Origin of the sequence: Pantoea coffeiphila, from assembly GCF_016909495.1 — a bacterium.
Taxonomy (GTDB): domain Bacteria; phylum Pseudomonadota; class Gammaproteobacteria; order Enterobacterales; family Enterobacteriaceae; genus Erwinia; species Erwinia coffeiphila.
Window position 1 is genome coordinate 1 of sequence record NZ_JAFBFW010000015.1, and the last position, 26588, is coordinate 26588.

Annotated in this window: 35 protein-coding genes; 31 read left to right on the plus strand and 4 right to left on the minus strand. The window is 52.7% G+C overall.

The features are described from left to right. Positions 1–907 precede the first annotated feature (907 nt). The 3 genes from JOE09_RS25365 to JOE09_RS25375 form a co-directional block, all read right to left on the minus strand. The gene (locus JOE09_RS25365) at positions 908–1006 is read right to left on the minus strand and encodes a YoaK family small membrane protein (RefSeq protein WP_146114196.1); all 99 of its coding nucleotides are present in this window, start codon (positions 1004–1006) and stop codon (positions 908–910) included. A 110-nt stretch (positions 1007–1116) separates the two neighbouring features. Then, positions 1117–1344: a putative hemolysin gene (locus JOE09_RS25370; RefSeq protein ID WP_200544116.1), complete on the minus strand. Its 228-nt coding sequence runs from the start codon at positions 1342–1344 to the stop codon at positions 1117–1119. A 234-nt stretch (positions 1345–1578) separates the two neighbouring features. Beyond that, entirely contained in the window at positions 1579–2220 is a 642-nt protein-coding gene (locus JOE09_RS25375) for a LexA family protein (protein ID WP_205067788.1), read from the minus strand. 106 nt (positions 2221–2326) lie between these two features. Here JOE09_RS25375 and JOE09_RS25380 point away from each other — a divergent pair, with 106 nt between their 5' ends. The 11 genes from JOE09_RS25380 to JOE09_RS25430 all read left to right on the plus strand — a co-directional run bounded on the left by JOE09_RS25380 (position 2327) and on the right by JOE09_RS25430 (position 9294). After that, the gene (locus tag JOE09_RS25380; protein WP_105595046.1) at positions 2327–2542 is read left to right on the plus strand and encodes a helix-turn-helix domain-containing protein; all 216 of its coding nucleotides are present in this window, start codon (positions 2327–2329) and stop codon (positions 2540–2542) included. Positions 2543–2569: 27 nt separating this feature from the next. After that, the gene (locus JOE09_RS25385) at positions 2570–2893 is read left to right on the plus strand and encodes a hypothetical protein (RefSeq protein ID WP_105595045.1); all 324 of its coding nucleotides are present in this window, start codon (positions 2570–2572) and stop codon (positions 2891–2893) included. Then, the gene (locus JOE09_RS25390; RefSeq protein ID WP_205067789.1) at positions 2886–3080 is read left to right on the plus strand and encodes a DUF4222 domain-containing protein; all 195 of its coding nucleotides are present in this window, start codon (positions 2886–2888) and stop codon (positions 3078–3080) included. The genes JOE09_RS25385 and JOE09_RS25390 overlap by 8 nt, the downstream gene beginning before the upstream one ends. A 200-nt stretch (positions 3081–3280) precedes the next feature. Further along, complete coding sequence (locus tag JOE09_RS26400) at positions 3281–4327, plus strand: replication protein (protein ID WP_205067790.1); 1047 nt, start codon at positions 3281–3283, stop codon at positions 4325–4327. Next, a complete protein-coding gene (locus JOE09_RS25400; RefSeq protein ID WP_205067791.1) occupies positions 4324–5700 on the plus strand; it encodes a replicative DNA helicase in 1377 nt (458 codons plus the stop codon). Before JOE09_RS26400 ends, JOE09_RS25400 begins: the two co-directional genes overlap by 4 nt. Then, positions 5700–6080: a RusA family crossover junction endodeoxyribonuclease gene (locus JOE09_RS25405; RefSeq protein WP_105595040.1), complete on the plus strand. Its 381-nt coding sequence runs from the start codon at positions 5700–5702 to the stop codon at positions 6078–6080. The genes JOE09_RS25400 and JOE09_RS25405 overlap by 1 nt, the downstream gene beginning before the upstream one ends. Positions 6081–6083: 3 nt before the next feature. Next, entirely contained in the window at positions 6084–6302 is a 219-nt protein-coding gene (locus JOE09_RS25410; protein ID WP_105595039.1) for a LexA family protein, read from the plus strand. A 59-nt stretch (positions 6303–6361) separates the two neighbouring features. Then, positions 6362–7126, plus strand: coding sequence for an antitermination protein Q (locus tag JOE09_RS25415; RefSeq protein ID WP_205067792.1), 765 nt, complete (start codon positions 6362–6364; stop codon positions 7124–7126). Positions 7127–8141: 1015 nt separating this feature from the next. Continuing rightward, a complete protein-coding gene (locus JOE09_RS25420) occupies positions 8142–8480 on the plus strand; it encodes a phage holin, lambda family (protein WP_105595565.1) in 339 nt (112 codons plus the stop codon). A gap of 2 nt (positions 8481–8482) precedes the next feature. Beyond that, positions 8483–9109 carry a glycoside hydrolase family 19 protein gene (locus JOE09_RS25425; RefSeq protein WP_205067793.1) on the plus strand — a complete coding sequence of 209 codons (627 nt, stop codon included), beginning with the start codon at positions 8483–8485 and terminating at the stop codon, positions 9107–9109. Positions 9110–9117: 8 nt separating this feature from the next. Next, positions 9118–9294 carry a hypothetical protein gene (locus JOE09_RS25430; RefSeq protein ID WP_205067794.1) on the plus strand — a complete coding sequence of 59 codons (177 nt, stop codon included), beginning with the start codon at positions 9118–9120 and terminating at the stop codon, positions 9292–9294. A gap of 37 nt (positions 9295–9331) precedes the next feature. On the opposite strand, the gene JOE09_RS25435 is transcribed toward JOE09_RS25430, so the two are convergent. Next, a complete protein-coding gene (locus JOE09_RS25435; protein ID WP_205067795.1) occupies positions 9332–9463 on the minus strand; it encodes an entericidin A/B family lipoprotein in 132 nt (43 codons plus the stop codon). 338 nt (positions 9464–9801) lie between these two features. Here JOE09_RS25435 and JOE09_RS25440 point away from each other — a divergent pair, with 338 nt between their 5' ends. The 20 genes from JOE09_RS25440 to JOE09_RS25535 all read left to right on the plus strand — a co-directional run bounded on the left by JOE09_RS25440 (position 9802) and on the right by JOE09_RS25535 (position 26483). Next, on the plus strand, positions 9802–10047 hold the full coding sequence (locus JOE09_RS25440) for a DUF2560 family protein (protein WP_205067796.1): 246 nt from the start codon (positions 9802–9804) through the stop codon (positions 10045–10047). Positions 10048–10341: 294 nt separating this feature from the next. Continuing rightward, positions 10342–10506: a hypothetical protein gene (locus JOE09_RS25445; protein WP_205067767.1), complete on the plus strand. Its 165-nt coding sequence runs from the start codon at positions 10342–10344 to the stop codon at positions 10504–10506. Beyond that, positions 10490–11125: a putative metallopeptidase gene (locus JOE09_RS25450; protein ID WP_205067797.1), complete on the plus strand. Its 636-nt coding sequence runs from the start codon at positions 10490–10492 to the stop codon at positions 11123–11125. Before JOE09_RS25445 ends, JOE09_RS25450 begins: the two co-directional genes overlap by 17 nt. A 32-nt stretch (positions 11126–11157) precedes the next feature. After that, a complete protein-coding gene (locus JOE09_RS25455) occupies positions 11158–11625 on the plus strand; it encodes a DUF2280 domain-containing protein (protein WP_200544095.1) in 468 nt (155 codons plus the stop codon). Then, entirely contained in the window at positions 11609–12928 is a 1320-nt protein-coding gene (locus JOE09_RS25460; RefSeq protein ID WP_205067798.1) for a PBSX family phage terminase large subunit, read from the plus strand. The genes JOE09_RS25455 and JOE09_RS25460 overlap by 17 nt, the downstream gene beginning before the upstream one ends. Positions 12929–12949: 21 nt before the next feature. Next, entirely contained in the window at positions 12950–14299 is a 1350-nt protein-coding gene (locus tag JOE09_RS25465) for an anti-CBASS protein Acb1 family protein (protein ID WP_205067799.1), read from the plus strand. Then, on the plus strand, positions 14253–15206 hold the full coding sequence (locus JOE09_RS25470) for a phage minor head protein (protein ID WP_205067800.1): 954 nt from the start codon (positions 14253–14255) through the stop codon (positions 15204–15206). The genes JOE09_RS25465 and JOE09_RS25470 overlap by 47 nt, the downstream gene beginning before the upstream one ends. A 9-nt stretch (positions 15207–15215) precedes the next feature. Continuing rightward, positions 15216–16493 carry a hypothetical protein gene (locus tag JOE09_RS25475; protein ID WP_205067801.1) on the plus strand — a complete coding sequence of 426 codons (1278 nt, stop codon included), beginning with the start codon at positions 15216–15218 and terminating at the stop codon, positions 16491–16493. Then, the gene (locus JOE09_RS25480) at positions 16493–16939 is read left to right on the plus strand and encodes a gp53 minor capsid family protein (RefSeq protein ID WP_205067802.1); all 447 of its coding nucleotides are present in this window, start codon (positions 16493–16495) and stop codon (positions 16937–16939) included. Before JOE09_RS25475 ends, JOE09_RS25480 begins: the two co-directional genes overlap by 1 nt. Positions 16940–16952: 13 nt before the next feature. After that, complete coding sequence (locus JOE09_RS25485; protein ID WP_205067803.1) at positions 16953–18050, plus strand: major capsid protein; 1098 nt, start codon at positions 16953–16955, stop codon at positions 18048–18050. A gap of 10 nt (positions 18051–18060) precedes the next feature. After that, entirely contained in the window at positions 18061–18357 is a 297-nt protein-coding gene (locus JOE09_RS25490) for a hypothetical protein (RefSeq protein ID WP_205067804.1), read from the plus strand. A 56-nt stretch (positions 18358–18413) separates the two neighbouring features. Further along, positions 18414–18812: a DUF7370 family protein gene (locus JOE09_RS25495; protein ID WP_205067812.1), complete on the plus strand. Its 399-nt coding sequence runs from the start codon at positions 18414–18416 to the stop codon at positions 18810–18812. Positions 18813–18906: 94 nt separating this feature from the next. Further along, positions 18907–19269, plus strand: coding sequence for a hypothetical protein (locus tag JOE09_RS25500; RefSeq protein WP_205067805.1), 363 nt, complete (start codon positions 18907–18909; stop codon positions 19267–19269). Positions 19270–19271: 2 nt separating this feature from the next. Next, positions 19272–19640: an HK97 gp10 family phage protein gene (locus tag JOE09_RS25505; protein ID WP_205067806.1), complete on the plus strand. Its 369-nt coding sequence runs from the start codon at positions 19272–19274 to the stop codon at positions 19638–19640. Continuing rightward, positions 19637–20020: a phage tail termination protein gene (locus JOE09_RS25510; protein ID WP_205067807.1), complete on the plus strand. Its 384-nt coding sequence runs from the start codon at positions 19637–19639 to the stop codon at positions 20018–20020. Before JOE09_RS25505 ends, JOE09_RS25510 begins: the two co-directional genes overlap by 4 nt. Positions 20021–20078: 58 nt before the next feature. Next, a complete protein-coding gene (locus JOE09_RS25515) occupies positions 20079–20843 on the plus strand; it encodes an immunoglobulin domain-containing protein (protein ID WP_205067808.1) in 765 nt (254 codons plus the stop codon). 67 nt (positions 20844–20910) lie between these two features. Beyond that, positions 20911–21603, plus strand: a complete 693-nt coding sequence (locus tag JOE09_RS25520) for a DUF6246 family protein (RefSeq protein ID WP_205067809.1) — start codon at positions 20911–20913, stop codon at positions 21601–21603. A gap of 206 nt (positions 21604–21809) precedes the next feature. Further along, positions 21810–22100: a hypothetical protein gene (locus tag JOE09_RS25525; RefSeq protein ID WP_200559680.1), complete on the plus strand. Its 291-nt coding sequence runs from the start codon at positions 21810–21812 to the stop codon at positions 22098–22100. Positions 22101–22200: 100 nt separating this feature from the next. Then, positions 22201–22935 (plus strand): hypothetical protein, encoded by a 735-nt coding sequence (locus JOE09_RS25530; protein ID WP_205067810.1) that lies wholly within the window; start codon positions 22201–22203, stop codon positions 22933–22935. Between the two features lie 59 nt (positions 22936–22994). Then, entirely contained in the window at positions 22995–26483 is a 3489-nt protein-coding gene (locus JOE09_RS25535; protein ID WP_205067811.1) for a tape measure protein, read from the plus strand. Positions 26484–26588: the final 105 nt, after the last annotated feature.

The window sequence follows — 26588 nt, forward strand, 5'->3', positions numbered from 1 at the left end:
CATATGCTTTATCCACGACAATTCCTCATTTTGGCTGTGATAAGTGGTTAATTTGCATTGACGCTGCGCTGTCGCACCTCAAAGAAAACTTCGCCACACTCTCGCAGTGGCCGGCGCCGGTTTCCCGGTCTTCATGTCAGGCTGATTTATGCGTTAAACCGGGCGCCAACCGTAAACTCAGTGATGCTTTCGCTTCCTCTCCCTCACTACGTCGCCGTGGGAGCCAGACCGCATACGCCGTCTTCGCGATGCCTTTAATGCTTCATTGGCTTATCTCCTGTTGTTAATGGGGCCGACATATGTCGCTGGCCCGTGCACCGGTCCGTCGCTCGCATTGCTCCTCGTTGGCTCAGCCCAGGTCAGTTAGGGGTGGCCGCTATTTCAGTTTGCCAGGGATGCGATTGAGTACCCGGTGCGCGACTGCCAGATTGTTAAAGAGCGGGTCAGCGCTTGGCGGTGGGCTGCGTTGTGCTGATGAGAGAAAATTACAATAAAGTTTGTAATAGGTAAACAATAAATATTGTAATTTCATTGGTTTTTTACTCATTTACTTGTTTTTTAAAGTGATTTATTTTCTTGAAGTGATCGTTTAAACAAAGCGCTCAGGCCTTTTGAGCGAAGTTTGAGTTTTGCCGGAATCGAGGTGTGGATAGTGAACAGCAATCATGGCTGAAGTGATTGGCAACATGGTTTTCGAACATAAATTAAACGACGAGAGTCAAAAGTATCTTGGTTGAAGGTTTATCAAATTAGTTGTGAACGGGAAGGGCACTTTAAGGGAGGCAATTCTGATTAGATAAGAGGGATTGACTGTCCACAAAAAGCCCGCGTTAAACGGGCTCTTGTTGTTTTTTCAAAAAAAAGGGTGAAGAGCAAGAGGTAGATTTCTTTGACCTCTAACCGTGCATTAACCGCCAGGCATCCAAGCACCACTCGCGATAAACCAAACCAGAAGCACTACGCCTGCTATGCCGCAGGCAGCTGGGAACAGATAGCCGATCTTCATTTTTACCGCCTGAGTTTTTATTATGAGGGCATCCCTGCCTGTCTTCTCCAGCCCTAACCAGCCCTGATGCTGATCTGTGTTTAAAAATTGCAATACGTAACAGCGCCGTTTTATTTGTTATCGCGCCTGTAAAGAGTCCACTCTTCAATCCGTTCGCCGCCTGGGAGGGTGCAGTAGCCTACCTCTCCAGCGGGTTCCTTAACGATCTCCAGCTTGCCGCCGATTTTCTTGCAGTACACCGAGGCCGGGTTAGCCATGCCAATCATCTTCGGCTGCTCGTTGTGCGCTGCACACGAGGCGATAAGCACTGGTAGTGCGGTAATCAGTATTTTTTTCATTGTTATCCCTTTTAACTGAAGGCCTCTTCCGACCACTAACCCAGAGTCAGACCTAGCAATAAGTTAACGAAGCCAGCCAAAAGCAATGCCAGTCCCGGTATCAGGAAGTTTTTGTCGCGCTTCTTGCGAGCCAGGTAGAACATGGCGAACGCTACGCAAAACATAGGTACTGCTATCTTTGTGTAAACTGACATGCACTTCCTTAACTAAACGTTTCTTCCGTATGCAGGGGGATTATACCAGCCGAAGCTTAGTTTCAATCGCCACACCGATAATCCGGCAGTTACCGTTGATCGGCACCATTGGCCACTGAGGGTTAAGCCCTTTCAGGTACTTTTGGCTACCGTCGATCACCAGCTTTTTGAACGTGGCTTCGTTATCGTCGATCAGCTTTGCAACTACCAGGCTGCCATTCACCGCCTCACGCCCAGTATCGAAAAGCACGAACGTACCTTCCGGGATACTCAAGCCCATCGGTGCGGTCATCGAATCGCCGTCAACTTCCAACCAAAATGACTCACCCTGTACATGTGCGTCTGACTCTAACCAGAGATCGATATCCTTTACCGTATAGGCCTCAATGGCCTCTCCCCAGGCACCTGCCTGGACTTTGCTCAGGACAGGATATTTTCGGCCAGGAGAGTATGGGCGAAAACCAGAAACATTATCGCCCGTCACAACGTCTTTACCATCAAGGAGCCATTCGATCTCGCAGCCGAGAGCTTTCGCCAGCTCAGGGAGGTAGCGGGGACGTTTAGTTTTACCACTCTCCAACTGAACAATCGCTTGTTGAGTTGTGCCGGCTCTTTCTGCCAGTTCTGTTTGCGTTAATCCAAGCTCATTTCTTTTCGCAAGGACACGCGCCGCGATCGTCATTAAGTCACCTCTCAATCCAATCAAGAGATGTTTACAAGAAAAGCTGTAATTGACAAACAAACTATATTGTAATTAATATACAAGAAAGTTTGTCAAAGGAGGCTTTATGCAAACTATCTCGGACCGCCTCAAACAAAAACGGGCGGAGCTCAACCTGACGCAGGCTGAATTAGCCAGTAAGGCTGGAGTTAAACAGCAGTCCATCCAACAGATCGAAGCTGGTTTGACGAAGCGCCCGCGGTTTTTGATTGAGATTGCCCATGCACTGCAGTGTGACCCAGCCTGGCTCCAGCATGGAGTCAAGCAAGGTAATGCTGCCTAAACACTATTTTGAAAACGGAAATTATCAATGGAATCAGTAGCAACAACCAGCAATTCAGTAAATATCACCTGCAAAGCAGAAGCGCTGGAGAGTTATTTTCACAGGGAAGCTATCGCTCGCGGTAACAAACCTCTGGCGCTGGATATGGGGATTCATCCTTCGGGACTAAGCCGCAAAAAGGTTGGGCTGGTTGGCCTGGCCTGCAAGCTGATTTTGCAGCTGGGACTGCCTGCTGGCTGCATCGCGGCGCCGGGATGCGAGCAGAACGTGGTGCTGACCGGTGAAGAGGCGCGGAAGTTGCTTTCGCTGCTGGAGCACATACGGCAACCGGCAGGGGGAACTGGTGGATGACGAGCGTTTCGTTGATACCGATCAGCAATACCACGATCGGCGCGGCGTTGTCGTGCGGGTTACCCGGTATGACCGGCAGGAGCGAAGAATCATTTTTATGCGGCCAGATTACCCGCATCCATGCTGCGTGCCGAAATGGTATTTCGAGAAGTATTTCAGGAAGTTTGAAGGGAAAAGCGAAGGCTGAACAGCGCCAACTGAACAGCCGGGTACCGCATTGCTTTGGTCAAGCGAGGTCAATTATGCGACAGAAACGCCGGAAGATGCAACCAGAAAACACTGTACATAAAGACATGTCCCGGGAGCAGTTAGCCCGGGAGTTTACCCCTGACGCGGCGCACAAGTTGCGCCAGTTACTCGAACAGAATAAGCGTGCGAGGGAAGGGGATGAGTAACACCGCCGAGATCATCAATTTCCGCGCTCGTACAGAGCGTGAGGAGCAGCGCGTGGCCGATACCGATGATGGGTATACCCGGCTGGCTAACATGCTGCTGGAGGAATATGCAGGCGCGGATCTGACGAAGCGCCAATTCAAGGTGCTGCTTGCCATGTTGCGGCTCACTTACGGCTGGAACAAAACTATGGACCGAATCAGTGATTCACAGATTTCGGAGATCGCTCGATTGCCGGTGAAGCGCTGCAATGAGGCGAAGTTGCAACTGGTTGAAATGAATATTCTTATCCAGCAGGGACGTCAGTTTGGTCCCAATAAAAATGTCTCAGAATGGCGCATCCCTCAAAACGAGGGATTATCCCTCAAATCAGGGGAGAAATTATCCCTCAAATTAGGGGGTGGCTATCCCTCAAAACAGGGGGACACCAAAGACATTATTCCAAAGACAATAAAAACAGATCCCCCTAAAGCCCCCAAGGGGGAATTTTCGGAGGAGGTAATCTCACAGGCAAAACAGGTCCTGGAGTATTACAACGAGCTCACAGGAACCACCTGCCGCTCTGCAGAAGCCTTTGCCGTTCTGCTCACACCACGTTCAGCCCGTGCCGCCTACACCGTGGACGACCTGCAGCTGGTGGTGCGCTGGGTGGTGCTGACCTGGAAGCGCCGCAATGGCACGGTTGCTAAGCCGACTAATATCTGCCGGGTGAACCGTTTCGACGGCTACCTTGCTGACGCTGCTGCCTGGGCTTCCAGCTACGTTGAGATTGACTGCGCAGCTGTGGTTGAGGCTTACAACGAGATTGCCGGTGACCGTCTGCCTCTGGCTGAGCTGGACGATGACCGTGAGAAAGCGATCCGTGACCTGGTCACTCACATGACCCACAAAAATATCGATGCGGTTCGGGCTTATTTCAAGGCGTTTGTGACTGAAGCAAGGCCGCATTACTTCGGCGAGAATCCGTCTGGCTGGCGTGCCAACTTCGATTTCCTGATGAAGCCCGACACGCTTCGCAAAGTGCGGGAGCGTGCGCTATGAGCGACCTGTATCTCGAAGCCAGCGTTATCGGCGCACTGTTAAATGCCGGTCTGACACCTGACGCCAGCGACGTGCTGAACACACTGGACCCTGCAGCGTTCACCAATCCGTTTTATTTCAAGCTCTACGGAGAGATTAAGCGTCAGGCCATTCAGCGCAAGATGATCGACGCGCTGCTGGTTGCGGATGCGATGGGTGATGGTCCCGGCGTATTCGCCGACGTGATGGAAACGGCGAAGGTCGTGCCGAGTCCAGCCAACCTGAAGGGCTACGCCAAGAGTCTGGGCGAGAAGTTCATGATCAGCAGTTTCGTGAAGCTCATGGAAGCCAACTACGACAGCATAACCCTGGCGAACAACCACGATCAGGCACTGGAGAACATTCGGGCGTTTACCAGCCAGGTCATGGCCGTTGGTCGCCCCTCTGATGAGGTCGTGCCGGTTCATATCGATGAACTGATGGGTCCTTACGTTGATGTGCTGGAGCGGCGGGTAACCAACGGTGAGGAGTCTGACACGCTGAAAACAGGGATCTCCGAACTGGACGAAATTACTGGCGGCATGAACGATGAAGATTTCGTTGTTGTGGCTGCTCGACCGGGAATGGGGAAAACCGAGTTCGCGCTGAAAGTGGCCGAGGGAGTTGCCTCGAGTGAGCGTGTAATGGGGGATCACAAGGTTCGCCGCGGTGTGCTGATTTTCACCATGGAAATGAGCAACCAGCAGGTGATTGAGCGTCAGATCGCCGGCGCGTCGAACATGCCGGTATCCAGCCTGCGCAAGCCGTCCCGTATGCACGACGAGGATTGGGGTCGGGTTTCGATGGGGATTCAGCGTCTGACAGGCCTTGATGTCTGGCTCGTCGATGCGGCAAACCTGACCATTGAGCAGATCCGCTCTATCGCAGAACGCCACAAGCGCAAGTTCCCCGGCCTGTCGCTGATCCTTGTCGATTATCTGGGCCTGATTAAAAAGCCTCGAGCAGAACGTAACGACCTGGCGATCGCAGTTATCTCCGGTGGCCTGAAGAACATGGCTAAGGAACTGAAAACGCCGGTTCTGTCGCTCAGCCAGCTGTCACGTGACGTTGAGAAGCGCCCGAACAAACGTCCGGTAAATGCGGATCTGCGCGACGGCGGCAGCATTGAGCAGGATGCAGACAGCATCATCATGCTGTACCGCGATGCCGTCTACAACGAGAACAGCCTGGCGGCGCGCTTCGCCGAAATCATCGTAACGAAGAACCGTTTCGGCGAGCTGGGGACCGTGTACCAGGAGTTCCGCAACGGCCATTTCCACGACACCAACCAGGATGAGGCGCGGCGCATCTGCACCGAGAAGGCTTCAGCCGGACAGCGACAGAGGGAGTTCTGATGCAGGTCTATGACATCTGTCCGTTGCCGAAACCCCGCATGACGCAGAGAGACCGTTGGGCTAAACGCCCGGTGGTTCTCCGGTACCGCGCTTACTGCGACGAGGTGCGATTAAAGCGCCTGCAGCTGCCGGTCAGCGGCTGCCACGTTACTTTCGTGCTGCCAATGCCAGCCAGCTGGAGCAAGAAAAAGCGCAGCGCCAGTATTGGTCAGCCGCATCAGCAAAAACCGGACGTGGACAACCTGATGAAAGCGCTGATGGATGCCTTGTTTGCCGATGACAGCAGCGTGTGGGATTTCCGCGTATCAAAAATATGGGGCGAAACCGGCAGTATCCGGATCGCCAGCATCGCGCCGTCGGCGCACCAGTCAGGAGAATAAAACGTGAAAGGACTGACCGAGATCCAGAAAAACATGTGCCGCTTTATCCGGCAGTACGCTGCTGAGAATGGCTGCGCGCCAACACGTGTGGAGATAGCCACTCACTTTGGCTGGAAGTCCGCTAACGCCGCTGAAGCGCACATTAAAGCGCTGGTGAAAAAGGGCGCGCTCTACAGTAAGCCGCGCTGCTCGCGTGCGCTGAAAGTGCTGGTGGACGTTTAACACCTGGCCGCTGGCCACCTGCCGTACCGGATAACAAGAACATACCAGAGGGGATACACGTGAGAATCGAAGCCGCATTAAAACATTTCAGCCCGAAAACGATGATGATCACCGACAGCCCCGGCGCTACCAGCTCGGAGAATATCGACGGCACACACGTCATGGCCGCGATCGGCATGTGCCAGGCTAAAGCTGCTTTCGGCATGAGTGCGTATCTGGGAAAAGCAGGTATCAGTCAGCAGGATCGGGATAAGGCAGTGCAGCACCTGCTGGCGTATGCCCGCAAAACCGCGCCTGCGCTTCTCAGGAAGGCCGCAGCAGGAAAATTGAGTCAGTGTCTTTTTGTACTGGCTAAATTCGCCTATGACGATTACGCGCGTTCTGCTGCCGATACGCATGATTGTCCTGACTGCGTAGGCAGGGGAGTGACTAACACGCTGGCCAGAGTGATGACGCATCCCGGTTGTGGAGAAAAAACGGCTCCAACGTATCAGATGCAACTGGTGGAAAATCAGTGTGTGACATGTCACGGAAAGGGAAAGTTGTCAGCGCGCTGCCGTTGCGGCGGTTCCGGCAAGGTCCGGGATCTGAAGCGGTCGAAACTGCTCGGCGTGCCAGTTGAGAAGGATTGCGATCGATGTGATGGGCTGGGCTTCAGGCGGCAGCCTTCGACGGTTGCGTTTAAAGCGATCCGGGCGTTGGTGCCTGAACTGACGCAATCGTCATGGTCGCGTAACTGGAAGCCATTCTATGACGGGCTGATCGTTAAATGCGAAGCTGAGGAAAGCCAGGCTGATTCGATTTTCAATAAAGTGACGCGATAATACGAATTTATGCATCGAAAGTGGTTGCATTTTGCATAACTTTGACCAATTATATCTCTCATCGTGGGATTTCAATGCCCACAGGTACTTAAACGAATTCAGAGGCTGCGCAAATGCGGGGCATTTTTATTAGCTTTTTTCTGTCAATCTACTATCTTCAAGTTGATGACAACTCTATGCGCCTCCCGTCCGAAGGAGTGACATTTAATCAATGATGATATACAGGCGCACCAAATCTTAGGCTCTGCTAGTGCAGGGCCTTTTTTTAGTGCTAAATTTTGAGTCTCTCCTGCCGTAATGGCGATTCATCTCTGATTAATCTGAATCTATAAAGGATACATACCCAGAACAGAGCTCGGCTTTGACTCTGATTTTATCTTGTTTAGAATCGTGCAGGTTACGGTGAATCCCCCTAAGCGGAGGGGCTAAGACAGGTCAACATATCCTGTTGCCAGGAAGCGAATCAGGTTCTGTCTTTTCTGATTTACCGGGAGGCACCCGGCACTGAAACTTCATGATGTCACAATTTTCAGCAACTAAATCAAGGCTCACTTCGGTGGGCCTTTCTTGCATCTTGCAAGCATGATTAGTGCAAGAAGTAATGACTTTCGTAAGCAGTAACGGTTTGAATTTCCTATGGTAAAGGCTTAATAGTTCTTCGTGGGCTGTATAATTTCCCACCAAACATTATGAAGCCTCCATTGATCCATTGTGTAACTTGTTGGGGGCGTACTCCCACATATCGAGCGAATTCTGCCTGGTTACCAGAAAAATAAATGTCGATGTATTGTTGTAAGTTCATTTTTAAATTTCCTCTTAATTGATTTCTAAGAATCATTAATAATAATTTTAATTAAAAGTATCATTGTCTCTTTGGGTTATTTGAAAATCCATTCACAAACAAGTACATCAACCTTAGAACAGCATAGCTATAACTTAAAGTTTTTCACTTTATGTCATTCCTTTTTCATCCTCCTAATTGAACAGCGCCACGGCAATGCCGGAGGTGAGAGATATGCGTATGCCTAACAATCCCCACAACTGGGCTGAGTTCAGTGAAATCATTGCCGCGTGGTGGCGCGGAGATACGCCGGTTGGCTCAGTTCTACTGGCGTTTGTAATGGCCGTCTTGCGTATTGCCTACACCGGCGGCGGCTGGAAAAAAATGGTGTTAGAGGGATTGCTTTGCGGTGCTCTGACTTTGAGCGTTGCCTCTGGCCTTGAATATCTGGAGCTTTCACGCTCCCTGTCGATCGCCATTGGTGGCGGTATCGGCTTTATCGGAGTGGAGCAGTTCAGAAAGCTTCTTCTCGCCATCCTGAATACCCGCTTCGGAAACTCTCCAAGGGCATAACAATGAACCAATCACAATTTCAACGGGCGGCTGGCATCAGCGCCGGGTTAGCTGCGCGCTGGTTTCCGCACATTGATGCCGCAATGGCCGAGTTTGGCATCAACAGCCCAATAGCTAAGGCGATGTTTATTGCTCAGGTTGGCCATGAGTCTAACGGCTTCAGCGCTACACGTGAGAGCTTTAATTACAGCGTACAGGCTCTGATTGTCACGTTTGTACCGAAGCGCCTTACAAAAGACCAGGCGCTGAAGCTTGGCAGAAAGCCGGGTGAAAGTGCTTTACCCATTGAACGGCAGAAGGCGATCGCAAATCTGGTGTACCAGAAGCGATTCGGCAACAACCTGCCGGGTGATGGCTGGAAGTATCGCGGTGGAGGACTCATTCAGACCACGTTCCTTGATAACTACCGTACAACCGGCAACGCCATAAAGGTTGATCTCGTCAGCCAGCCTGAACTGCTTGAACTGGAGCAGAACGCTGCTCGTAGCGCGGCATGGTTCTTTGTTTCTAAAGGCTGCATGAACTGGTTGCACAGTATCGAAAACGTAACCCGAATTATTAATGGCGGGACTAACGGCCTTGATGACCGCAAAGCCCGCTACACCCTGGCAAAAAGCATTCTCGTATAAGGAGTCTTATGAACTACCTGATTAATCGCCTGAAAGAGGCATCTACCTGGCGCGGCATTATTCTCGTTTTTGCAGGGGTTTTTGGCTGGCAGATGCCGCCTGGTATTCAGGAAACGGTCATTGCCGGTGGTGTGGCACTGGCTGGTGTGGTCGGTGCTGTGGTGCCAGATACCGTGAAAAAGTGAGCTCAGGCCAATAATTAAAATTGGCCTGATAAATTAATTACTGAGTGCTTTTCTGAATCGCTTTACCGCCTGCTGAGATATCTTCTCCGACTCCGCGAGTGGTGTTGCAGGCAGTCAATACAGAAGAAAGAACAATGACAGAGAGGATGGATAAGACGAATTTTTTCATCTGAACTTCCTTTTAACGATTGTTGAATAACCGGAATTTGGTCCTAGTTTCAAGGGTGTCAGACCTCATTAATCAATTATGAAAGGTTGATAAATGGGGGACGCCTTATGGATTTACCGGAAGATGAGCTATCTGAAAAAAATTAAGTACTTCGCTGTTGTATCTGAAAAAAAACCGCGTCAGGTAAGGGGTGAAAACTCTGACGCGGTACTTTCAAAGAAAACAACAATAACGAATTCCAGATAGACAAGATAAGTAATAGCGGATAATTCTCACATTTCCAGCTACATATGAAATATTTTGAAAAATATTTCCAAGCCCAGCCTGCCGAGGTATCTATGACCGAAATTACAACCGAACAGACTAACCAGCTGGAGCTGCTGCAGACGCTGAACTATGACACTGCCGCGGCTAAAGTGGCTGTTGCCTTTATCCAGAACGATGCGTTCAAGCACCGCCTGTTCATCAACCAGTTCAGCCGTGCTTACTCCGAGAGCGATTATGTGGCGCGTGCGACCAAAGCCGTGCAGGAGTCAGTGGAAGCGCTGGCCGTGCTGAACGACACCGACACCGCAACCGAATAACCCCTCCGGGCGGGCGCAGGCCGTCGCCGTCTTTCTGTGTCAGCATCGATCTGTGAGTCCTGACAGTTAGCGCACAGAGAGAATCAAAAACGCCAATACCGTGTTACTCCTGACTCCACGCAGGGGCGTTCACTCATGGTCGCCAGTCGCTGCGATGGTAGATGAAAGCGATTTTACAAAGTTCTGCAAATGGTGCTGATTAAGCGCCATTGCCAGAGTTTTGTGGATGTTTCGTCAGAGGCCGGTTAACTGTATCGCCGGGTTTATATCAACTGAACCAGCAGGAAACTCTGAATGGCTATTGGAATACTGACCTACAAAGTAACGCTACGGCGTTTTATGAAGCCGATCCTCATTATCGGAGCACTGACTAAATGGGACTGGCTTGTAAATTTATGCTTCAAAATGGAACTAATCCGCGAAGGCGAAGAGGTCACTCTGCATGGCGATAAGCGATAGCGATCTGGAAAGACCAGCGCCACCCGCCAGCCTGCTTAACGAGTTCCACCCATACATCCGGCTGCTCCCCGCACCAGAAATCGGTGAATGGGTACAAAACCACATTCTTTCTGCTGACGGCTACCTGCATAACCCTGACCACGGGCACCTGATTGACGCTGATATCCGCTTCCTGTGGGCTGCTAATGGCTTCACGAAGAAGGGCCGCGTTGTTCTGGGCCAGGCCGAATCAGTGATGATGCGTGCCGGTGGTTGGCAGAAGGCCCGCATGGAACAGCAGATGTATGAGTGGTTCGGCGAAGTGCCGAAGTTCATCATCACCCTGGCTGCTGACTTTTGCGCTCAGTGCACGGATCTGGAGTTCTGCGCGCTGGTTGAGCATGAGCTGTACCACATCGCGCAGCAGGTTGATGAGTTCGGCGCGCCTGCATTCACCCGTGACGGTGAGCCAAAGCTGACCATGCGCGGGCATGACGTGGAAGAGTTCATCGGCGTGGTGAGGCGCTACGGTGCCAGTGACGATGTGCAACAGCTGATCGACTCCGCAGCGGAGCGGCCGGAGGTAGCGAAATTAGACATAGCCAGGGCGTGCGGCACTTGCCTCATGAAACTGGCGTGATTACCTGGACTGACCTGGACGGATGGTGAATTATGGCGGCGCTTAAAAATGACGTAAAAGCGTACATAGTTCAATCGCTTGCGTGCTTCGACAGCCCCTCTCAGGTGGTAGAGTCTGTCCAGGTGGAATTTCGGGTGAAAGTGACCCGGCAGCAGGTCGAATCCTACGACCCGACGAAGGCCAGCGGCAAAGCGCTCGCGGCGCGCTGGGTCGACATGTTCAACGCCACCCGCGCCCGTTTCCAGAACGAAATCGCCGATATCCCGATCGCCAACAAAGCCTACCGGCTGCGCGTGCTCGACCGCATGGCAACGCGTGCGGAGGGCATGAAGAACCTCGCGATGACCGCCCAGCTGATGGAACAGGCGGCTAAAGAGGTGGGGGACGCGTACAGCAATAAACAGAAGGTGGAGCATACCAGCCCTGACGGCACCATGACCCCGAGGCCGACAACAATTCGACTGATAGGGGTAGAGCCAAAAGATGGAAAGCCAGGTTGATCTGCCTATCCCCGCAAAGCTGGTACCGGTATTTGCTACCGAAGGCGTGCGCTATCGCGGCGCATTTGGTGGACGTGGCTCGGCGAAGACCCGCACCTTTGCCCTGATGAGTGCGGTCAAAGCGTATCAGGCCGCAGAGAGCGGGCTGAGCGGCGTGATCCTCTGCGCCCGCGAGTATATGAACTCGCTGGAAGAATCCTCGATGGAGGAAATAAAGCAGGCGATCCGTTCGGTCCCCTGGCTCGATGACTATTTCGACATCGGCGAGAAGTACATCAGAACCAAAAATCGTCGGGTTGGTTATGTGTTCTGTGGCCTGCGGCATAACCTCGACAGCATCAAATCCAAAGCGCGGATTCTCGTCGCATGGGTTGATGAGGCCGAATCCGTTTCCGCCACGGCATGGAAGAAGCTACGCCCAACCGTGCGTGAGAAAGGCTCAGAAATCTGGGTAACCTGGAACCCGGAAAAAGATGGCAGTGCCACCGACAAGCTATTCAGGAAGAACCCGCCGCAAAGCTCGATGGTTGTCGAGATGAACTACGGTGATAATCCATGGTTCCCTGACGTGCTCGAAGAAGAGCGACAGGAAGACCTGAGAAACCTCGATTACGCCGATTACGCGTGGATCTGGGAAGGTGCTTACCTCGAAAACTCCGATAAGCAGGTGCTGGCCAATCGCTACGTGGTTCAGGACTTTGCTTCCGACCTCTGGCAAAAAGCAGATCGCCTGCTGTTTGGCGCTGACTTCGGTTTCGCCAAAGACCCCAGCACACTGTTGCGCATGTTCATCCTCGATAACAGCCTGTACATCGAGTACGAGGCCTACGGGACTGGCGTTGAGCTGGATGATATGTGGAAGTTTTACGCTGGCAAGGAAGAGGCCAGGCCTAAGCAACTGGAGGAATGGAAGGTCACTGACGAAGCGAAATACCCCGGCATTCCTCAGTCCCGCAGATGGCCTATTAAGGCTGACAACTCGCGGCCAGAGACGATAAGCCACATTAAGAGTCAGGGGTTCAATATTGCTTCCGCTCAGAAGTGGCAGGGAAGCGTCGAAGACGGTATTACCTGCCTGCGCGGCTTTAAGCAGATCGTCATCCACACCCGCTGCAAAGAGACAGCCAAAGAGGCCCGGCTCTATTCGTACAAAACTGACCGCATCACCGGTGAGGTGCTCCCTGTCATTGAGGATAAGCACAACCACTGCTGGGACGCCGCTCGTTATGGCCTCGATGGCTATATCAAGCACAAGCCACAGTCAGCAGGGATGATGATTCCAAAGCGCCTGCGTGGCAGGTAAAACAAATTCACTGGAAACAGCATGAACAAAAACCTTCAACTGGCCGTCAACCATGCGTTGAACGACGCCCGGATGGCTCGCGCCCGCTTGGGAATGCTGTCACCGACCATGGGTCTGGATTCGAAGCGCAGCAGTGCCTGGTGTGAGTACGGATTTAAAGAGGATATCTGCTTCGATGATCTGTACAGCCTGTTCCGGCGTGGTGGTATTGCGCATGGTGCTGTGCGGAAGCTGGCCGGTGCATGCTGGCAGACCAACCCGGAGATTATCGAAGGAGAGGAGAAGGATGAAACCAGCGCAGTGACGGCCTGGGAGCGTAAGGCCAAAGCCGTATTTACTCACCGATTCTGGCGTGCCTTCGCTGAGGCTGATATGCGCAGGCTGGTCGGTCGCTACTCCGGCATTCTGCTGCATATTCGAGACAACAAAGACTGGAACCAGGCTGCCACACGTGGCGCAGGTCTGGAGAAAATCACTGTAGCCTGGGCTGGCGCATTAACCGTCAAGGTGTGGGACAACGGGCTTAACTCGCGAACGTACGGCCAGCCTAAAATCTGGGAGTACGTGGAGCACTCGCCTGGCGGCCAGCAGCGCAGGGTAGATGTTCATCCAGACCGTGTATTTATCCTCGGTGATTATACCGACGATGCGATCGGCTTCCTGGAGCCAGCCTATAACGCCTTCGTCAGCCTGGAAAAGGTTGAGGGCGGGTCCGGGGAATCCTTCCTGAAGAACGCAGCGCGCCAGCTCAATATCAACTTTGAGAAAGAGATCGACTTCGGCAACCTCGCGTCACTTTATGGCGTGAGCGTTGAGGAACTGCAGGACAAGTTCAACGAAACCGCCGTGGAAGTGAACCGGGGTAACGACGTCACGCTGACAACTCAGGGAGCAACGGTAACACCGCTGGTAACTTCCGTTGCCGATCCAGGGCCGACCTATAACGTGAACCTGCAGACTGCTGCCGCCGCGCTGGACATCCCGACAAAGATACTGGTCGGCATGCAGACGGGTGAGCGCGCGAGCACCGAAGACCAGCGTTATTTTAATGCGCGCTGCCAGTCTCGCCGCGGTGACCTGTCGTTTGATATCGAGGACTTCTGCGACAAGCTGGCCGATCTGAAAATTATCGATGCAGTGGCTCATAAGGCCGTGGTTTGGGATGACCTTAACGCGCAAACAGCATCGGAAAAGCTTGATAGCGCCCTGAAGATGGCACAGATCAACACGGCACTGGTCGCAACCGGAGAGCAGGCATTTAGTGGTGAAGAGATTCGGGTGGCAGCTGGTTATGAAGGTTCGCCGGAGCCGTTAGGAGAAACGGATGATGAAGAAGACACCGAAACCACCAATACTACCGGGAAACAATAAAGACCCGACCGGAGTAGATTGGCTGGAGCGAGGGGCAATGAAAGAGTTTGCCCGACGCATGAAGAAAATCGGCTCCGCTTACGCCGAAGCACTCGAACGATTCCCTGCAACACTCGCAGTAAACGCCCGCTACGAATACCAGCTCGATCCCATTCTACTGACGATGGTCCTTAATGACGCCAGCCTGTTGGTCGATTCTGTGCTGCTGGACGGTGACCAGAACAATCTCTGGTTCACTGAAGCCTATGTTGAACCAGCAGCAACGCGTGGCACTGCGCAGGCATGGACAAACCTGAGTCAGCAATCAGCAGTGTATGCGGCCAGCACAGAGTCATTTCAGGCTCTCCTTCTTACTACAGCCTATCAGCGCCGCATGTCTCTGGTTTATGCCCGGGCGTTTGAAGAAATGAAAGGCCTGGCGGCAGACACTAAGCGCAACATGGCGCGCGTACTGACCGATGGGATCGGGAGGGGCCTGAATCCTCGCGAAGTGGCTCGCAACCTGCGCAACCAGGTGGGGATAGAAACTCGCCGGGCTAACACCATTGCCCGTACTGAAATTACCGGCGCACTGCGCCGTGCCCGATGGGATGAAGCTACCGATGCACGCGATGTGCTCGGCCTGCGGATCATGCTCCTGCATTACTCAGCACTAAGCCCCACAACCCGTCAGAGCCATGCCATCCGCCATGCTCATCTCTACACCGTCGAAGCGGTGCGGGAGTGGTACTCAACAGGTGCAAACGCCATTAACTGCAAATGCTCGCAGGTGGAGACGCTGGTTGACGAGAAAGGGAATCCGCTCAATCCGAAGGTGATCGAGCTGTCCCGTAAAGAGTTCGAAATCCAGTGGCAAAAACTGGCCGCCAACAAATCACTATGTCATTGCTGCGCAAAGGCAGCCTGAGGTTAAACCATGCCAATGCAAGTCAACGTCACCACGCGGGTGAATAGTCAGTCTATTCGCCGTGAGGTTTATAACGGTCGCGATCACATCGTTATCCCAAGCTATACGCTGCCGGCTAACGTCATCATGAACAACGAACTTTATCCGGACTCGGAGATAGACGCCCATTATCAGGGGCTGGAAGGCACGCTTGCGCCACTTGGACATCCGACGGTGAACGGACAGTTTGTTTCTGCCTTCTCTCCGGAGGGTATCAACGTTGGCTATGCCGGTGCCTGGAACCGCAACGTGAAGAAGTCGGGCAACCGCATTTACGTTGAGAAGTGGGTGGATGTGCTGAAAGCCAATGAAAGCGCTGGCGGCCGGGAGCTTATAGAGCGAGTGGAAGCTATTGAGCGTGGTGAAGATGTTCCGCCGATCCATACCAGTGTTGCTGTGTTCCGTGATCAGCTTCCGGCCAGCGCCGAACAGAAAGCAATGGGAGCTGAGTTCGTAGTGAAGATCCACGCGATGGATCATGACGCAATTCTGTTGCACGAAGTAGGCGCTGCGACACCTGAGCAGGGAGTGGGCCTGATGGTGAATGCCGATCTGGCCAGGCCGTTGCAGGTTAACTCTGGCGTGCTGGTGGGTGAGTCCTACCGCGAGCGTGAAAGACGCCTCGAAAAAGCAGCGCGCGACCAGTTCGCGACCGGACCGGACGATTATGCCTGGGTGGCTGATTTCACCGACTCGCAGGCGATCATTATTCGTAACGGGGGAGATGCACAGGTCTTCGGCTACACCTCTGATGGCGGAAAAATTACGTTTGAAGCCGATGGCACAAAGGTTACCCGTCAGGAGTCCTGGGTGGCGATTGCTGCTAACAAGTTCAAATCCTTTTTTACTCTGCAGGATGCCCCTGCAACAAACCACCGAACGGAGGGCGAGATGCCTTTAACTACTGAAGAGAAACAAGAGCTGATCACGGAAATCGGTAAAGGCCTGGCCGCCAATCTCGCTGACGCGCTGAAACCGGTAACCGAGCAAATTCAGCAACTGCAGACTAATCAGACGCAGATCACCGATGCGCTCACAGCCAATACTCGCGCTGAAGAGACAACCAAGCGTACTGCCGTTGCTGCTGTTCATGGTGAGATCGTGGCAAATGCGCTGTCCGGTGAAGCGCTAGATGCCATGTTTAAGTCACTGGGCGCTGCCACACCGCTGGGGGCTAATTCCGCAACCAACCCGGCACCTACTGGTGCACCTGACTACAAAACCTACTTTAACGGAGGTGCCGCATAATGGCCCGTTATCGCCGAGTAAATATTGACGGCCAGTCCCTTTATAAGACTGAAACCCGCGTGGCCGTCGCTGCAATTCTTCCTGGTACAGCAGCTGTGATCAACAGCAGTGACCAGTTCGCGCAGGCCACAGCTGCAGCTGGTCGCCTGTACATCATCGATGTCGCTTATCACCAGGGGCTTAAAATCACCGAACCTGTGCCAGCGGGTGATTCTGCTGTTGGGAATTATGTCGAAGAGGGACGCGAACTGGCGCTCCTCTGCGTGCCCGGCATCTACAAGAAGGACAGCCCGATCAAGCTCGGCTCAAATGGCCAGTTCACGCTGGCTACCTCTGACACCGATACGGTGATTGGTTACAGCCAGGACGAAGCGACGATCGCTGCCAGCACCACCGACTTTATCCGCGTGCGTATGCGCGTCGGTACCGTAGCCTCAGGCGCGTAATCAGGAGAATACAATGTACTTTACCGCTGAAACACTGGCTGCAAACAGCCGCCTGCGCGCCCACTGGGGCGAACTGTGGGCCAACCGCGATATCTTCAATACCCAGCATAACTTGATGGTCAATGCTTACCGTAGTGGCATGACGCCTGAAATGCTGGCGGCGAACGCCGTAGGGGGCTTTACTCGCGAGTTCTGGGCCGAGATTGACCGCCAGGTCATCCAGATGCGCGATCAGGAAGTCGGGATGGAAATCATCAATGACCTGATGGCGGTGCAAACCGTGCTGTCGATCGGCAAAACGGCAAAGCTCTACACCGTAGCCGGCGATATCGCCGATGATGTTTCGGTGAGCATTGACGGTCAGGCGCCGTACTCCTTCGACCACACCGACTATGACAGCGACGGTGATCCGATTCCGGTTTACACCGCGGGATACGGTGTGAACTGGCGTCATGCAGCAGGACTCAGTTCTGTGGGCATTGATGCCGCGCTCGACGCGCAATCCGCGAAGATGCGCAAATTCCACAAACGCCGCGTAAAAGGCTATCTGGACGGTAATGCCACAGTGTCAGTTGATGGCCTCAAGTCTCAGGGTATCCGCACACACCGCAACACGGCCAAGATCAACCTCGGTTCAGGTGCCGGTGGCGTTAACATCAACCTGACTACTGCCACCCCGGCTCAGTTACTGGCTTTCTTTGGCCCGACCGGCGCTTTCGGCCTGACTGCGCGCGCGAACAAAGTCACGGTCTACGATGTGCTTTGGGTCAGCGACGAAATCTGGGCAAATATGGCTAAGCCATACCTGATTGAAGTCGGCGGTGGTACAAATGCGATGGTGAGCGGCACTGTGCTGGATGCTATTTCGAAGTTCATTCCGGCAAAAGAAATCAAGCCGACCTACGCGCTAACCGGTAATGAATTCTTCGCTTACCAGCGCCGACAGGACGTGATCACCCCGCTGGTTGGTATGGCCGTTGGCGTTGTTCCGCTGCCTCGTCTGATGCCGCAGAGCAACTACAATTTCCAGATCATGTCTGCTGAAGGTCTGCAGATCAAGAAGGACGGCGAAGGTCTGTCCGGCGTGGTCTACGGCGCTAACCTGGCATAAGGGGAAAATCATGACTGAAAAATACCAGGTAACGAAGGCGTGGCATGGCGTGGCTGTTGGAGATGTTGTGGAACTGGAGAAGCTCCACCCGTCACTCAAGTCCCACGTGCTTAAGCTGTCCGATAACGCTGTATCCGGTTTTGCTCCTGCCACGCCGGACGGGACGAGCGAGAAGCAGGCCCGTAAACTGGCCATCGCCAATCGCCTGACTGAACTCGGGATTGAGTTCAAAGGCAACTTGGGAGCTGAGAAGCTCGCGGAGCTGCTGCCGGATGGTGAGCTGGAAAAGCTTTTCCCCACTGAATAATGACCGCCGCCCTGGCGGTTTTTTATGCCCTGTTTCGGCAGGGCTGCGAGGTTTTCATGGTCACCCAGGAACAGGCAAAACAGTATCTGGAGAGCCAGGGCATTACTTTGCCTGACTTCATTCTTGGCGCGCTGGTTGAGCAGGCAAACGGTATTCAGGAGTGTCTGGATGCTCACTATTCGCCAGCTACAGCGCTACTTATCCAGATGTACCTGCTCGGTCTCATGGGGCTGGGGCAGGGAGATAAGTACATAAGCTCGCAGTCAGCACCTTCCGGCGCATCCCGTTCATTTCGTTATGGCTCGTTTGCCGATCGCTGGAAAGGCTCGCTGGGGTTGTTGCGTGGCCTGGATAAAAAGGGGTGTGCAACAAGCCTCATCCCTGCGGACCCGACTCAACAGGCTTTTGCTGGCATCTGGATCGGCAAAGGTGGCTGCATGTGTGGAGGTAAGTAATGTCCGAACCGAAAGACGAGCCGGAAGAAAATCCGGACTGCGAGAAGTGCCCGGACTGCCCCGGCTGCCCGGATCAGCATCTGGAGTATCCATTGTGAGCAGCGCAGCCAACTGGAGCTACACCGCGACCGCGACAATCTGGCGGCGCATACGCGATGCTGACGGTAGCGATACCGACGGCGGAGGTCAGCCGTACGGATGGGAAACGCCGGTTGCTGTAATGATGGACTACCAGGGCGGTCTCTCAGCAAAGATCGGTGATATTGGCCGGGAAATTGTGGTCAAGAATACGATTTGGACGGAGTACGCAGAGGCCAGACAGGGGGATTACATCCTGATCGGGGCATCATCAGCATCAGTACCGCCTGAAGAGGCCGACGAGATAAGGCAGGTGATTCGCTTCGCTGATACGTTCGAACGAATTGCCGATGATTTTGCACTGATTACCGGAGTCTGATTATGGGCGCTAAAGTTCGCGGTATCCGCGAGGCTAAAGCTAACCTCGATCGCATTATCAAGGGCGTTCAGGGGCGAAAGGTTGTTCGTGCGTTGCAGTCGGCAATGCTTATTGGCAGCTCACAGGCGGCGCTTTATACGCCGATTGACACTTCAACGCTCATCAACAGCCAGTTCCGGGAAATCACTGCTAACGGCGTCAGAGTGACCGGTCGTGTTGGTTATACGGCGTCTTATGCAGTCTTTGTTCACGATCCGGAAGTGAAACAGAACTTCAGGCGCTCGACCGCGCAGAAAGAGTTCTTAAAGAAAGGCTTCGAAGACACCCGCAGCCTGATCGACGCGGCGGTTAAGAAGGAGCTGAAGCTATGACACCGGCGATGTATATGCGCCTGAAAGACCTTTTTGTCGCCGAAGGGCTCACTGCCGGCTTTAAGGTGCAATGGCGACAATGGCGGGACTCAGGCAAAGATGCCGATCAGTTCATCGTATTCCGGCCATCGGGCGGTACCAATCTCGAGTACGACCGCGGCGGCGACTGGTATGTGATGGTCGATGTTATCGCGTCCAAATCGAATCCTGATGCCGCAGATACAGCGGTCAACGCCATTGTTTCCTATATCAGCGCGCAGATCGATGCTGACGACTGTGTTGGTGCGCTCAGCCTTGTTGGCAGCATTCCGTCAGCCATACCCACTGAGGAGGGCCGGTTAGTTACCCGGCTGCTCGTCTCATGCACATACGGCGAATAATCGCCAGAATCAACCATCAGGCTGCCATCTGGCGGCCTTTTTTATTTGAGAGGTACACATGCAGGGCTGCCAGAATGACACCGGTAAGCTGATCGGGAAAACAGCGGTACTCCGCATGGCTTATGGCTGTGCTGATACTGTTCCGGCTCTTTCCGAATGGAAGCGCCTGGGCGCGCTAACCACTAAAGGTTTTGACTACTCCATGAATACCGTCACCTCTGAGGCTGACGATACGAAAGGTCTGGTTGAGAACCTGGTCAACAATATGGACTTCACTATTTCTGGTGAAGGTGAGTTCCGCAAGAAAGACAAGGGGACGGAAGTCGGTGCCATCGCTATTTCGAAGTACATTTTCGATGAAGTGCAGGCTGGCCGGCAGCCGACCCTCTGGGTCCGTTTCGACTTCGTTGGTGAAGATGCCGGAACCTACATCATGGGGTATTTCAACACTACTTCATGGTCTGGCGATTTCGGAACATCCGACATTTCCACCTTCTCCGGTGAGTGGAAGGTCTACGATGCTGACACCGTCGTGTTTGAGGTGGCAGGCCCGGCGCTGGCGTTCACCACGAATCTGACGGCAACTAAAAGTGTTGCGGCCGGATCGGCTCTGAATATGCCAGTGGTGGTGGCGGGCGGTACGGCGCCTTATACCTACGTCTGGAAGAAAGACGGAGCGGTTATCAGCGGACAAACGACGGCCACGTTTAACAAGGCCAGTGCTGTGTCTGGCGATGCAGGCGTTTACACCTGCGAAGTCACTGACTCTTCAGCTTCACCGGTGAAAATCACTTCTGCCGCCTGTACTGTCACCATCAGCTAACTGCCCGATACCGCGTGAGCAGTACAAAGGGCGTTCCGGCGCCCTTGATACTGTTTATGGAGCAACTATGAATCCGATTAAAGAGTTAGGCGAATGCGTGATCGGTACCGATGACCGGGATTACTTTTTTCGTCCGTCATTTCGCAATATGGCGCGTATTGGTGAGCCGGCTGAAATCGTCCAGGCTTTCTATGACCTGTGCAACGATGAGGTCACGCCATTACTTCATCGTGCCGCCCAGGCCTATATCCGCGACGATTACAGCAGCCTGCCTGACTGTGTACAGCGCTTTATCCAGAGTGGATTATTAAATCGCAGGGCTATCATGGCCGCTCATACCGTTCTGACCGCGTGCTGCGACGATGATATCGGGGAGTTGGTCGGATGGATGAGGCCAGGGAAGACGGGAAAGCGCGGATTTGTCTGGCGGCCCGGTAGCATGCCGCCAGAAAACATGGTTATCGTCGCGCAAAACCTGATGATGCACGGCATCGTCGGCAAAGCGAAGGTGCGCAAACTGCAGCGCTATGAGTCAAATGATACCACTGCTGAGTTTCGTGGTGCCGAGTACATCATGGCGGCGCGTAATCACTTTGGCATCAGTCGGGGCGAGGCTGAGAATCTCACGATGACTGAGTTTGCCATGATGATTAACGTCAAATACCCGAACCAGAAAGGCTTTACCCGGGAAGAGTACGACGAAGTCATGGATGAAGACGATCGCCGCTGGCAGGCAATGATGGCGCAGGAACAGGGCTGACGTCGGATGATATTTTGCTCGCAAATCGAAAATGAGAGCGAAAACAAGTGAAAAAAATACAGCTAGCTAATAGTGATGACGTCAGTTAATCTCCAATGGTTCCTAAAGGGTTCCAAAAAAAATCACATTTAGATATGATTTAATTGAGAATTATAAGGAGTTGGTTGCTTTTTCTTTGGTTTTTCTGATCATTTTCGGAGATTTTTTTGAAAATAACCAATAAACACTACGGGAACCTGATGCTCTCAACCGATCTTGAGATGGCCGGTCTACTATCGGGTGATCTTATAGTCTCTTATGGTTGTACAGCACTTGTTAGTGGCATTGTAGCCGGAAGAATCTTTGTTGAGTCTGGAGGAAGACTTTTACTTAATGGCTCAGCTTTGAACGGGATTACTAACAGAGGTGGTATTGTAGAAATATATGGTGTTGTGGATGGTGGAATCGAAGAAATTTCTGGTGAAACAGTGATTAGTTCGCGAGCTGTTGTACGCTAGCAATTTGATGATTTGTTCAGGTGCTCGGAAATGAGCATGCTTCCCATTGCGCCGCTTCCCCGCTACGATCTGGTGACTTGTTACTAATGGGGATAGGGATGTGAAAAAAATCTTGCTGGTAATTTCTTTTTTGTTGGCGTGTAACACTGCAACAGCATCAGATAAAATGACTGAAAAGAACAAAAAATGGCTATTAACTCAACCCGGAGTATCTGAGATAGGGTGCAACTCTTTTGAAGATAGCACATACTCTTTCACTAAGAGAGATGGATTCTATATAAAAGAATCATCCTTCAAGAAGCCAAAGCTTTTTGAAGATAGTAAACTTGTGTGTGATCTATGGGCTGATATGGATGATCGGGAAAAGCCCACGCTTTATGTCATTGAAGAAGCAAAAATAGATGATGTTAAAGTTAAATTATTTCAAAGTGGCGGCTCTGGTACAGTAGGAAGAGAGTATAGTGACAAGGCATCATGGCAATTTGGTTGTAAGACTGACTCTATGACCGATGAGTATAATTGCCATATTTATCAGAAGCACCTTTATATAGTAAAAGATAAGGATGGCTATCATGTCATCGTCGGTTCTGAACATTTCCCGAAAACTCACTCCTTCATCAGAATTGGCAATGAAAAACCTATAGAGTCAGGTGATGATGGTGTTTTCCCTGCAGAACAGTCTGGTGAAATTATCGAAGCGCTATCATCAGGAAGCAAAGTAAAGACACGATACACAAAGTGGCCATATGAAAATCCAGTGGATGAAAATATTGATATGAAATATTTTGATGTATCCAAAAAGGTGTTGGATGTTATTTTTGAAAGCCATAATTGATCAGTAAAGTCATAAAAACCTCGCTGCGGCGGGGTTTTTTTATGTCCGGAGAAAATTAAATGTCAGAGAACGCAGGTGGAATTTATTACGATATCGAAATGGATGTGCGCGGATTACTGACTGCACAGCAACGTGTCAATCAGCGCCTCGATCTGATGGAGCGTGGTTTCGACAGCACAACACGGTCTATTAATAACACTGAACGCTCGATGTCCAGCCTCTCAGGTGTTGCTGTAGCGCTTGCCGCTGCGCTCTCTGTGAAGCAGGTTTCTGAATACGCTGATGCCTGGGCTACCGTAAATAATAAATTAGCCAACTCGCTGCGTCCGAATGAACAGCTCGCGGAAGTGACTGAGCGCGTATTTAACATTACTCAGCAGACGCGCGGCAGTTTAGATGCCACTGCTTCGCTTTATGCGCGCCTGGAAAGGGCGACCCGGCAGTATGGGACAAGCGCTGGCGATCTGAGCAAGCTGACGACGATCATAAACCAGGGCTTTGTGGTTTCAGGTGCGACAGCGCAAGAAGCGGAAAACGCAATAATTCAGCTGTCCCAAGGCCTTGCGTCCGGCGCTCTGCGTGGTGAGGAATTTAACTCAGTAAATGAGCAGGGTAACCGCCTGATCGTCGCGCTGGCTGACTCCATGGGAGTCAGTATCGGTCAGATGCGGAACATGGCCGCACAGGGCAAACTAACGACAGATGTGGTGGTAAATGGCCTGCTTTCTCAGGGGGCGGTGATTGGTGCTGAGTTTGCCAATACGACCACGACGATTAGCCAGGCTCTTCGGGTTGCCGGGAACAACATCACAAAGTTCTTTGGTGAAAATTCCACCGTAAAGACGGCGGCGGGAATTTTTAATGATGCAGTCGTTAGCGTAAGTGAAAATATCAGCGGACTGAGTGCTGCATTGACGGCTGTCGTAGCAGTAATGGGTAGCCGGTATATTGGCGCACTAACAATGGCTGCAACTGGAAAAGTAAAACTGGCAATAGCTACACGTGAAGAAATAGTCGCAGAGAATCAAGCGGCACAGGCTGCGGCCAACAAGGCAACTGCAGATCTTCGAGCTGCCGCTGTAGCAAAGGAACGTGCGCTGGATGAGGTACGTGTTGCACAGGTAATGCGTAACTCTTCTATTACTGCAGCGAACCTTGCTGCTGCAGAGGTGAGGCTTTCTGCCGCCAGACTTGAAGCTGCGACGCTAACTGATAATTACAATCGGGCGCTTGTAGCAAACACCGCTGCGCAGTCGGCTGCAACAGTAGCCGCAGACCGGGCGAGTCTGAGTGTCACAACCCTGGCATCAAAGGCGCTGGGTCTTATCGGTGGGCCTGCAGGAGCAGCAATGCTGGCAGGTGCCGCAATTTATTACTTTTATCAGAAGGCGAAGCAAGCCAAACAAGAGGCTATTGATTTCAGCGATACGCTGACTGGTTTAGTCAGTAAAATGAAGGATATGTCTCAAACTCAGATCGCTGCTGAGATTGCAAAAGCGACGCAGGCAATAAGCGTCCAATCAGATATGATTGATGATCAGCGGCAACGAGTTGATGGATTAATTGGTGTAATTGAGAGTTATAAGCGCTCACAGCGTATTTATGGCGAATCTACCCGTCAGATGGAGAATATGCAGGAGGCTCAGAGGAAGCTCGCTATCGAGCAAGGGCGGCTTGAGGAAATGGAGCTTCGTTATAGCAGAACCAAAAATCTGACCAGCATGCTTCAGGCTCAATATAACGGGTTGCTTGTACAGGGGATCGATTTGTTGAGCCGGGACGGGCATGAAGCAGGCGTGGCAACTGGAATAATGAACCAACTCGGCAAAGCAATGAATTTTGCTGCAGGGGCGAAAGAGAGATTCAATGCGACAAGCCTGGTTGTTACACGCCCTAAAGATATTCAGGACTATCTGGATGGGCAGCAGGAACAGATTGACCTTCAAAGCGAGTTTAATGAGCGTAAGCGTGAGCAATTGAAAGCGGAGATGGATATTCGCAATCTGGCTAAAAAGGGTACCGATGCCAACCCTGAGCAATTGGAGCGCGATGTTTCTTTGGCCAGAGAAAGGGCTGGCGTTAGCTTCGACCAGAAAAAGGCAGAGGAACAAAGGCGCAAAGAGCAGCAGAAAAGCGAGCAGCAGGATAAAAAATCCGCATCGTCCGCTGAATCGGTGGCGCAGAAACTGGCCAGCCTGCAGCAGCAAGCAGCGCTGACCGCTGATTCAACGCAGGAGCTTACCCGTGCACAGGCCATCCAGCGCGCCGAGCAGTCGCTGGGTAAGGGCGCAACAGCATCTCAGATTCAGCAGGCCCATGATTATGCTGCCGCCATCTGGGATACAGCAGCTGCCATCAAGGCGCGCAATGCCATTCCTGAGCTGAAAGAAAACGCCGACTACACTGCGCAGAAATCGCAGCTGGAGATGCTGAAGAGTGCAACGGATGCCAACGGCAAACTGCTCATCAATCAGGAGCAGTACAACGCCGCTTCTGAAGAGTTGGAGCAGGGCCATCAGGTTCGGCTGTCGAAAATCCGGGCTCAGCAGGTGAGTGCCAACCCGATAGCAGAGGCACGGGGTGAGATTGATCCGGTTCAGGCGCTGGCGAACCAGAACAACCAGAAACTGGCCCTCATGCAGCAGTATCAGCAGCAGGAGCAGGCGATACTCAAGCAGAGCTACCAGTCTGGCAGCATCACCTACGACCAGTATGTTGCTGCACGGCAGGATACCGATGCTCAGTATCTGGCGCTGCGCACAGCGCAGGAGAACCAGTTTAATCAGCAGATGACCGCAGCGCAGTGGGAGCTGCTCAGCCAGCAGGGCTTGGGCTACAACATGCTGACGAGCGCGGTGGACTCTTTCGCCGGCAATGCATCGAATGCACTGACGGGCCTGTTCACAGACACGATGTCTGCACAGGAAGCCATGCGATCTCTCAGCAACACCATTCTCAACAGCGTGCTCAACTCTATCGTGCAAACCGGCGTTGAAATGCTGAAGAACTTCACCGTGTCCCAAACGCTTGGTGCCGCTACACAAACGGCTAATGCCGCGGCTGCAACGGCTGGTGGTGCTGCAGCGCTTGCGGCCTGGACTCCTGCAGCGATTGCCGCATCTATCGCGACTGCAGGCACTGCATCGGCAACCGGTTTAAGCGCTTATCAGACGGCGCAGACTGCCGGGCTGGCAATGAGCGTCTTGGGTGCCCGCAAAAACGGCGGTCCGGTATCAGCTGGTGGTCTGTATCAGGTAGGCGAAGGCGGCAGGCCTGAAATCTACCAGGCCAGCAACGGCAGCCAGTACATGATCCCCGGCGATAACGGGAAGGTGATCAGCAATAAGGACATCAACGGCAGCGGCGGCATCACTGTCATCAACAACATTGAAAACTACTCCAGCGGCGCGATGGTGGATACCCAGGCCAGCTCTGACGGTAACGGAAATGTCACCATTCAGACTATTGTCACCGACATCGCAAACGGCGGCCAGATAGGCCAGGCCATCTCTAATTACCACAACGCCCCGCGCAGGGCTCGAGGATGATATGGCTATTCCATACCCCGACTGGCTGCCGCTGGCGCAGAAGTCCAACAAAAACCCGAAGACGGACACCGGATTTCGCACCGATCAGCCGCAGGTCGGCGCGCC

Coding starts and splice junctions, on each gene's coding strand:
- JOE09_RS25445 (WP_205067767.1), top strand. CDS start 10,342: ATGGCTATTGGAATACTGACCTACAAAGTAACGCTACGGCGTTTTATG.
- JOE09_RS26400 (WP_205067790.1), top strand. CDS start 3,281: ATGAGTAACACCGCCGAGATCATCAATTTCCGCGCTCGTACAGAGCGT.
- JOE09_RS25375 (WP_205067788.1), bottom strand. CDS start 2,220: ATGACGATCGCGGCGCGTGTCCTTGCGAAAAGAAATGAGCTTGGATTA.
- JOE09_RS25365 (WP_146114196.1), bottom strand. CDS start 1,006: ATGAAGATCGGCTATCTGTTCCCAGCTGCCTGCGGCATAGCAGGCGTA.
- JOE09_RS25400 (WP_205067791.1), top strand. CDS start 4,324: ATGAGCGACCTGTATCTCGAAGCCAGCGTTATCGGCGCACTGTTAAAT.
- JOE09_RS25450 (WP_205067797.1), top strand. CDS start 10,490: ATGGCGATAAGCGATAGCGATCTGGAAAGACCAGCGCCACCCGCCAGC.
- JOE09_RS25465 (WP_205067799.1), top strand. CDS start 12,950: ATGAACAAAAACCTTCAACTGGCCGTCAACCATGCGTTGAACGACGCC.
- JOE09_RS25435 (WP_205067795.1), bottom strand. CDS start 9,463: ATGAAAAAATTCGTCTTATCCATCCTCTCTGTCATTGTTCTTTCTTCT.
- JOE09_RS25385 (WP_105595045.1), top strand. CDS start 2,570: ATGGAATCAGTAGCAACAACCAGCAATTCAGTAAATATCACCTGCAAA.
- JOE09_RS25460 (WP_205067798.1), top strand. CDS start 11,609: ATGGAAAGCCAGGTTGATCTGCCTATCCCCGCAAAGCTGGTACCGGTA.
- JOE09_RS25490 (WP_205067804.1), top strand. CDS start 18,061: ATGACTGAAAAATACCAGGTAACGAAGGCGTGGCATGGCGTGGCTGTT.
- JOE09_RS25475 (WP_205067801.1), top strand. CDS start 15,216: ATGCCAATGCAAGTCAACGTCACCACGCGGGTGAATAGTCAGTCTATT.
- JOE09_RS25440 (WP_205067796.1), top strand. CDS start 9,802: ATGACCGAAATTACAACCGAACAGACTAACCAGCTGGAGCTGCTGCAG.
- JOE09_RS25470 (WP_205067800.1), top strand. CDS start 14,253: ATGATGAAGAAGACACCGAAACCACCAATACTACCGGGAAACAATAAA.
- JOE09_RS25535 (WP_205067811.1), top strand. CDS start 22,995: ATGTCAGAGAACGCAGGTGGAATTTATTACGATATCGAAATGGATGTG.
- JOE09_RS25380 (WP_105595046.1), top strand. CDS start 2,327: ATGCAAACTATCTCGGACCGCCTCAAACAAAAACGGGCGGAGCTCAAC.
- JOE09_RS25430 (WP_205067794.1), top strand. CDS start 9,118: ATGAACTACCTGATTAATCGCCTGAAAGAGGCATCTACCTGGCGCGGC.
- JOE09_RS25370 (WP_200544116.1), bottom strand. CDS start 1,344: ATGAAAAAAATACTGATTACCGCACTACCAGTGCTTATCGCCTCGTGT.
- JOE09_RS25455 (WP_200544095.1), top strand. CDS start 11,158: ATGGCGGCGCTTAAAAATGACGTAAAAGCGTACATAGTTCAATCGCTT.
- JOE09_RS25480 (WP_205067802.1), top strand. CDS start 16,493: ATGGCCCGTTATCGCCGAGTAAATATTGACGGCCAGTCCCTTTATAAG.
- JOE09_RS25420 (WP_105595565.1), top strand. CDS start 8,142: ATGCGTATGCCTAACAATCCCCACAACTGGGCTGAGTTCAGTGAAATC.
- JOE09_RS25515 (WP_205067808.1), top strand. CDS start 20,079: ATGCAGGGCTGCCAGAATGACACCGGTAAGCTGATCGGGAAAACAGCG.
- JOE09_RS25505 (WP_205067806.1), top strand. CDS start 19,272: ATGGGCGCTAAAGTTCGCGGTATCCGCGAGGCTAAAGCTAACCTCGAT.
- JOE09_RS25405 (WP_105595040.1), top strand. CDS start 5,700: ATGCAGGTCTATGACATCTGTCCGTTGCCGAAACCCCGCATGACGCAG.
- JOE09_RS25485 (WP_205067803.1), top strand. CDS start 16,953: ATGTACTTTACCGCTGAAACACTGGCTGCAAACAGCCGCCTGCGCGCC.
- JOE09_RS25520 (WP_205067809.1), top strand. CDS start 20,911: ATGAATCCGATTAAAGAGTTAGGCGAATGCGTGATCGGTACCGATGAC.
- JOE09_RS25495 (WP_205067812.1), top strand. CDS start 18,414: ATGGTCACCCAGGAACAGGCAAAACAGTATCTGGAGAGCCAGGGCATT.
- JOE09_RS25425 (WP_205067793.1), top strand. CDS start 8,483: ATGAACCAATCACAATTTCAACGGGCGGCTGGCATCAGCGCCGGGTTA.
- JOE09_RS25510 (WP_205067807.1), top strand. CDS start 19,637: ATGACACCGGCGATGTATATGCGCCTGAAAGACCTTTTTGTCGCCGAA.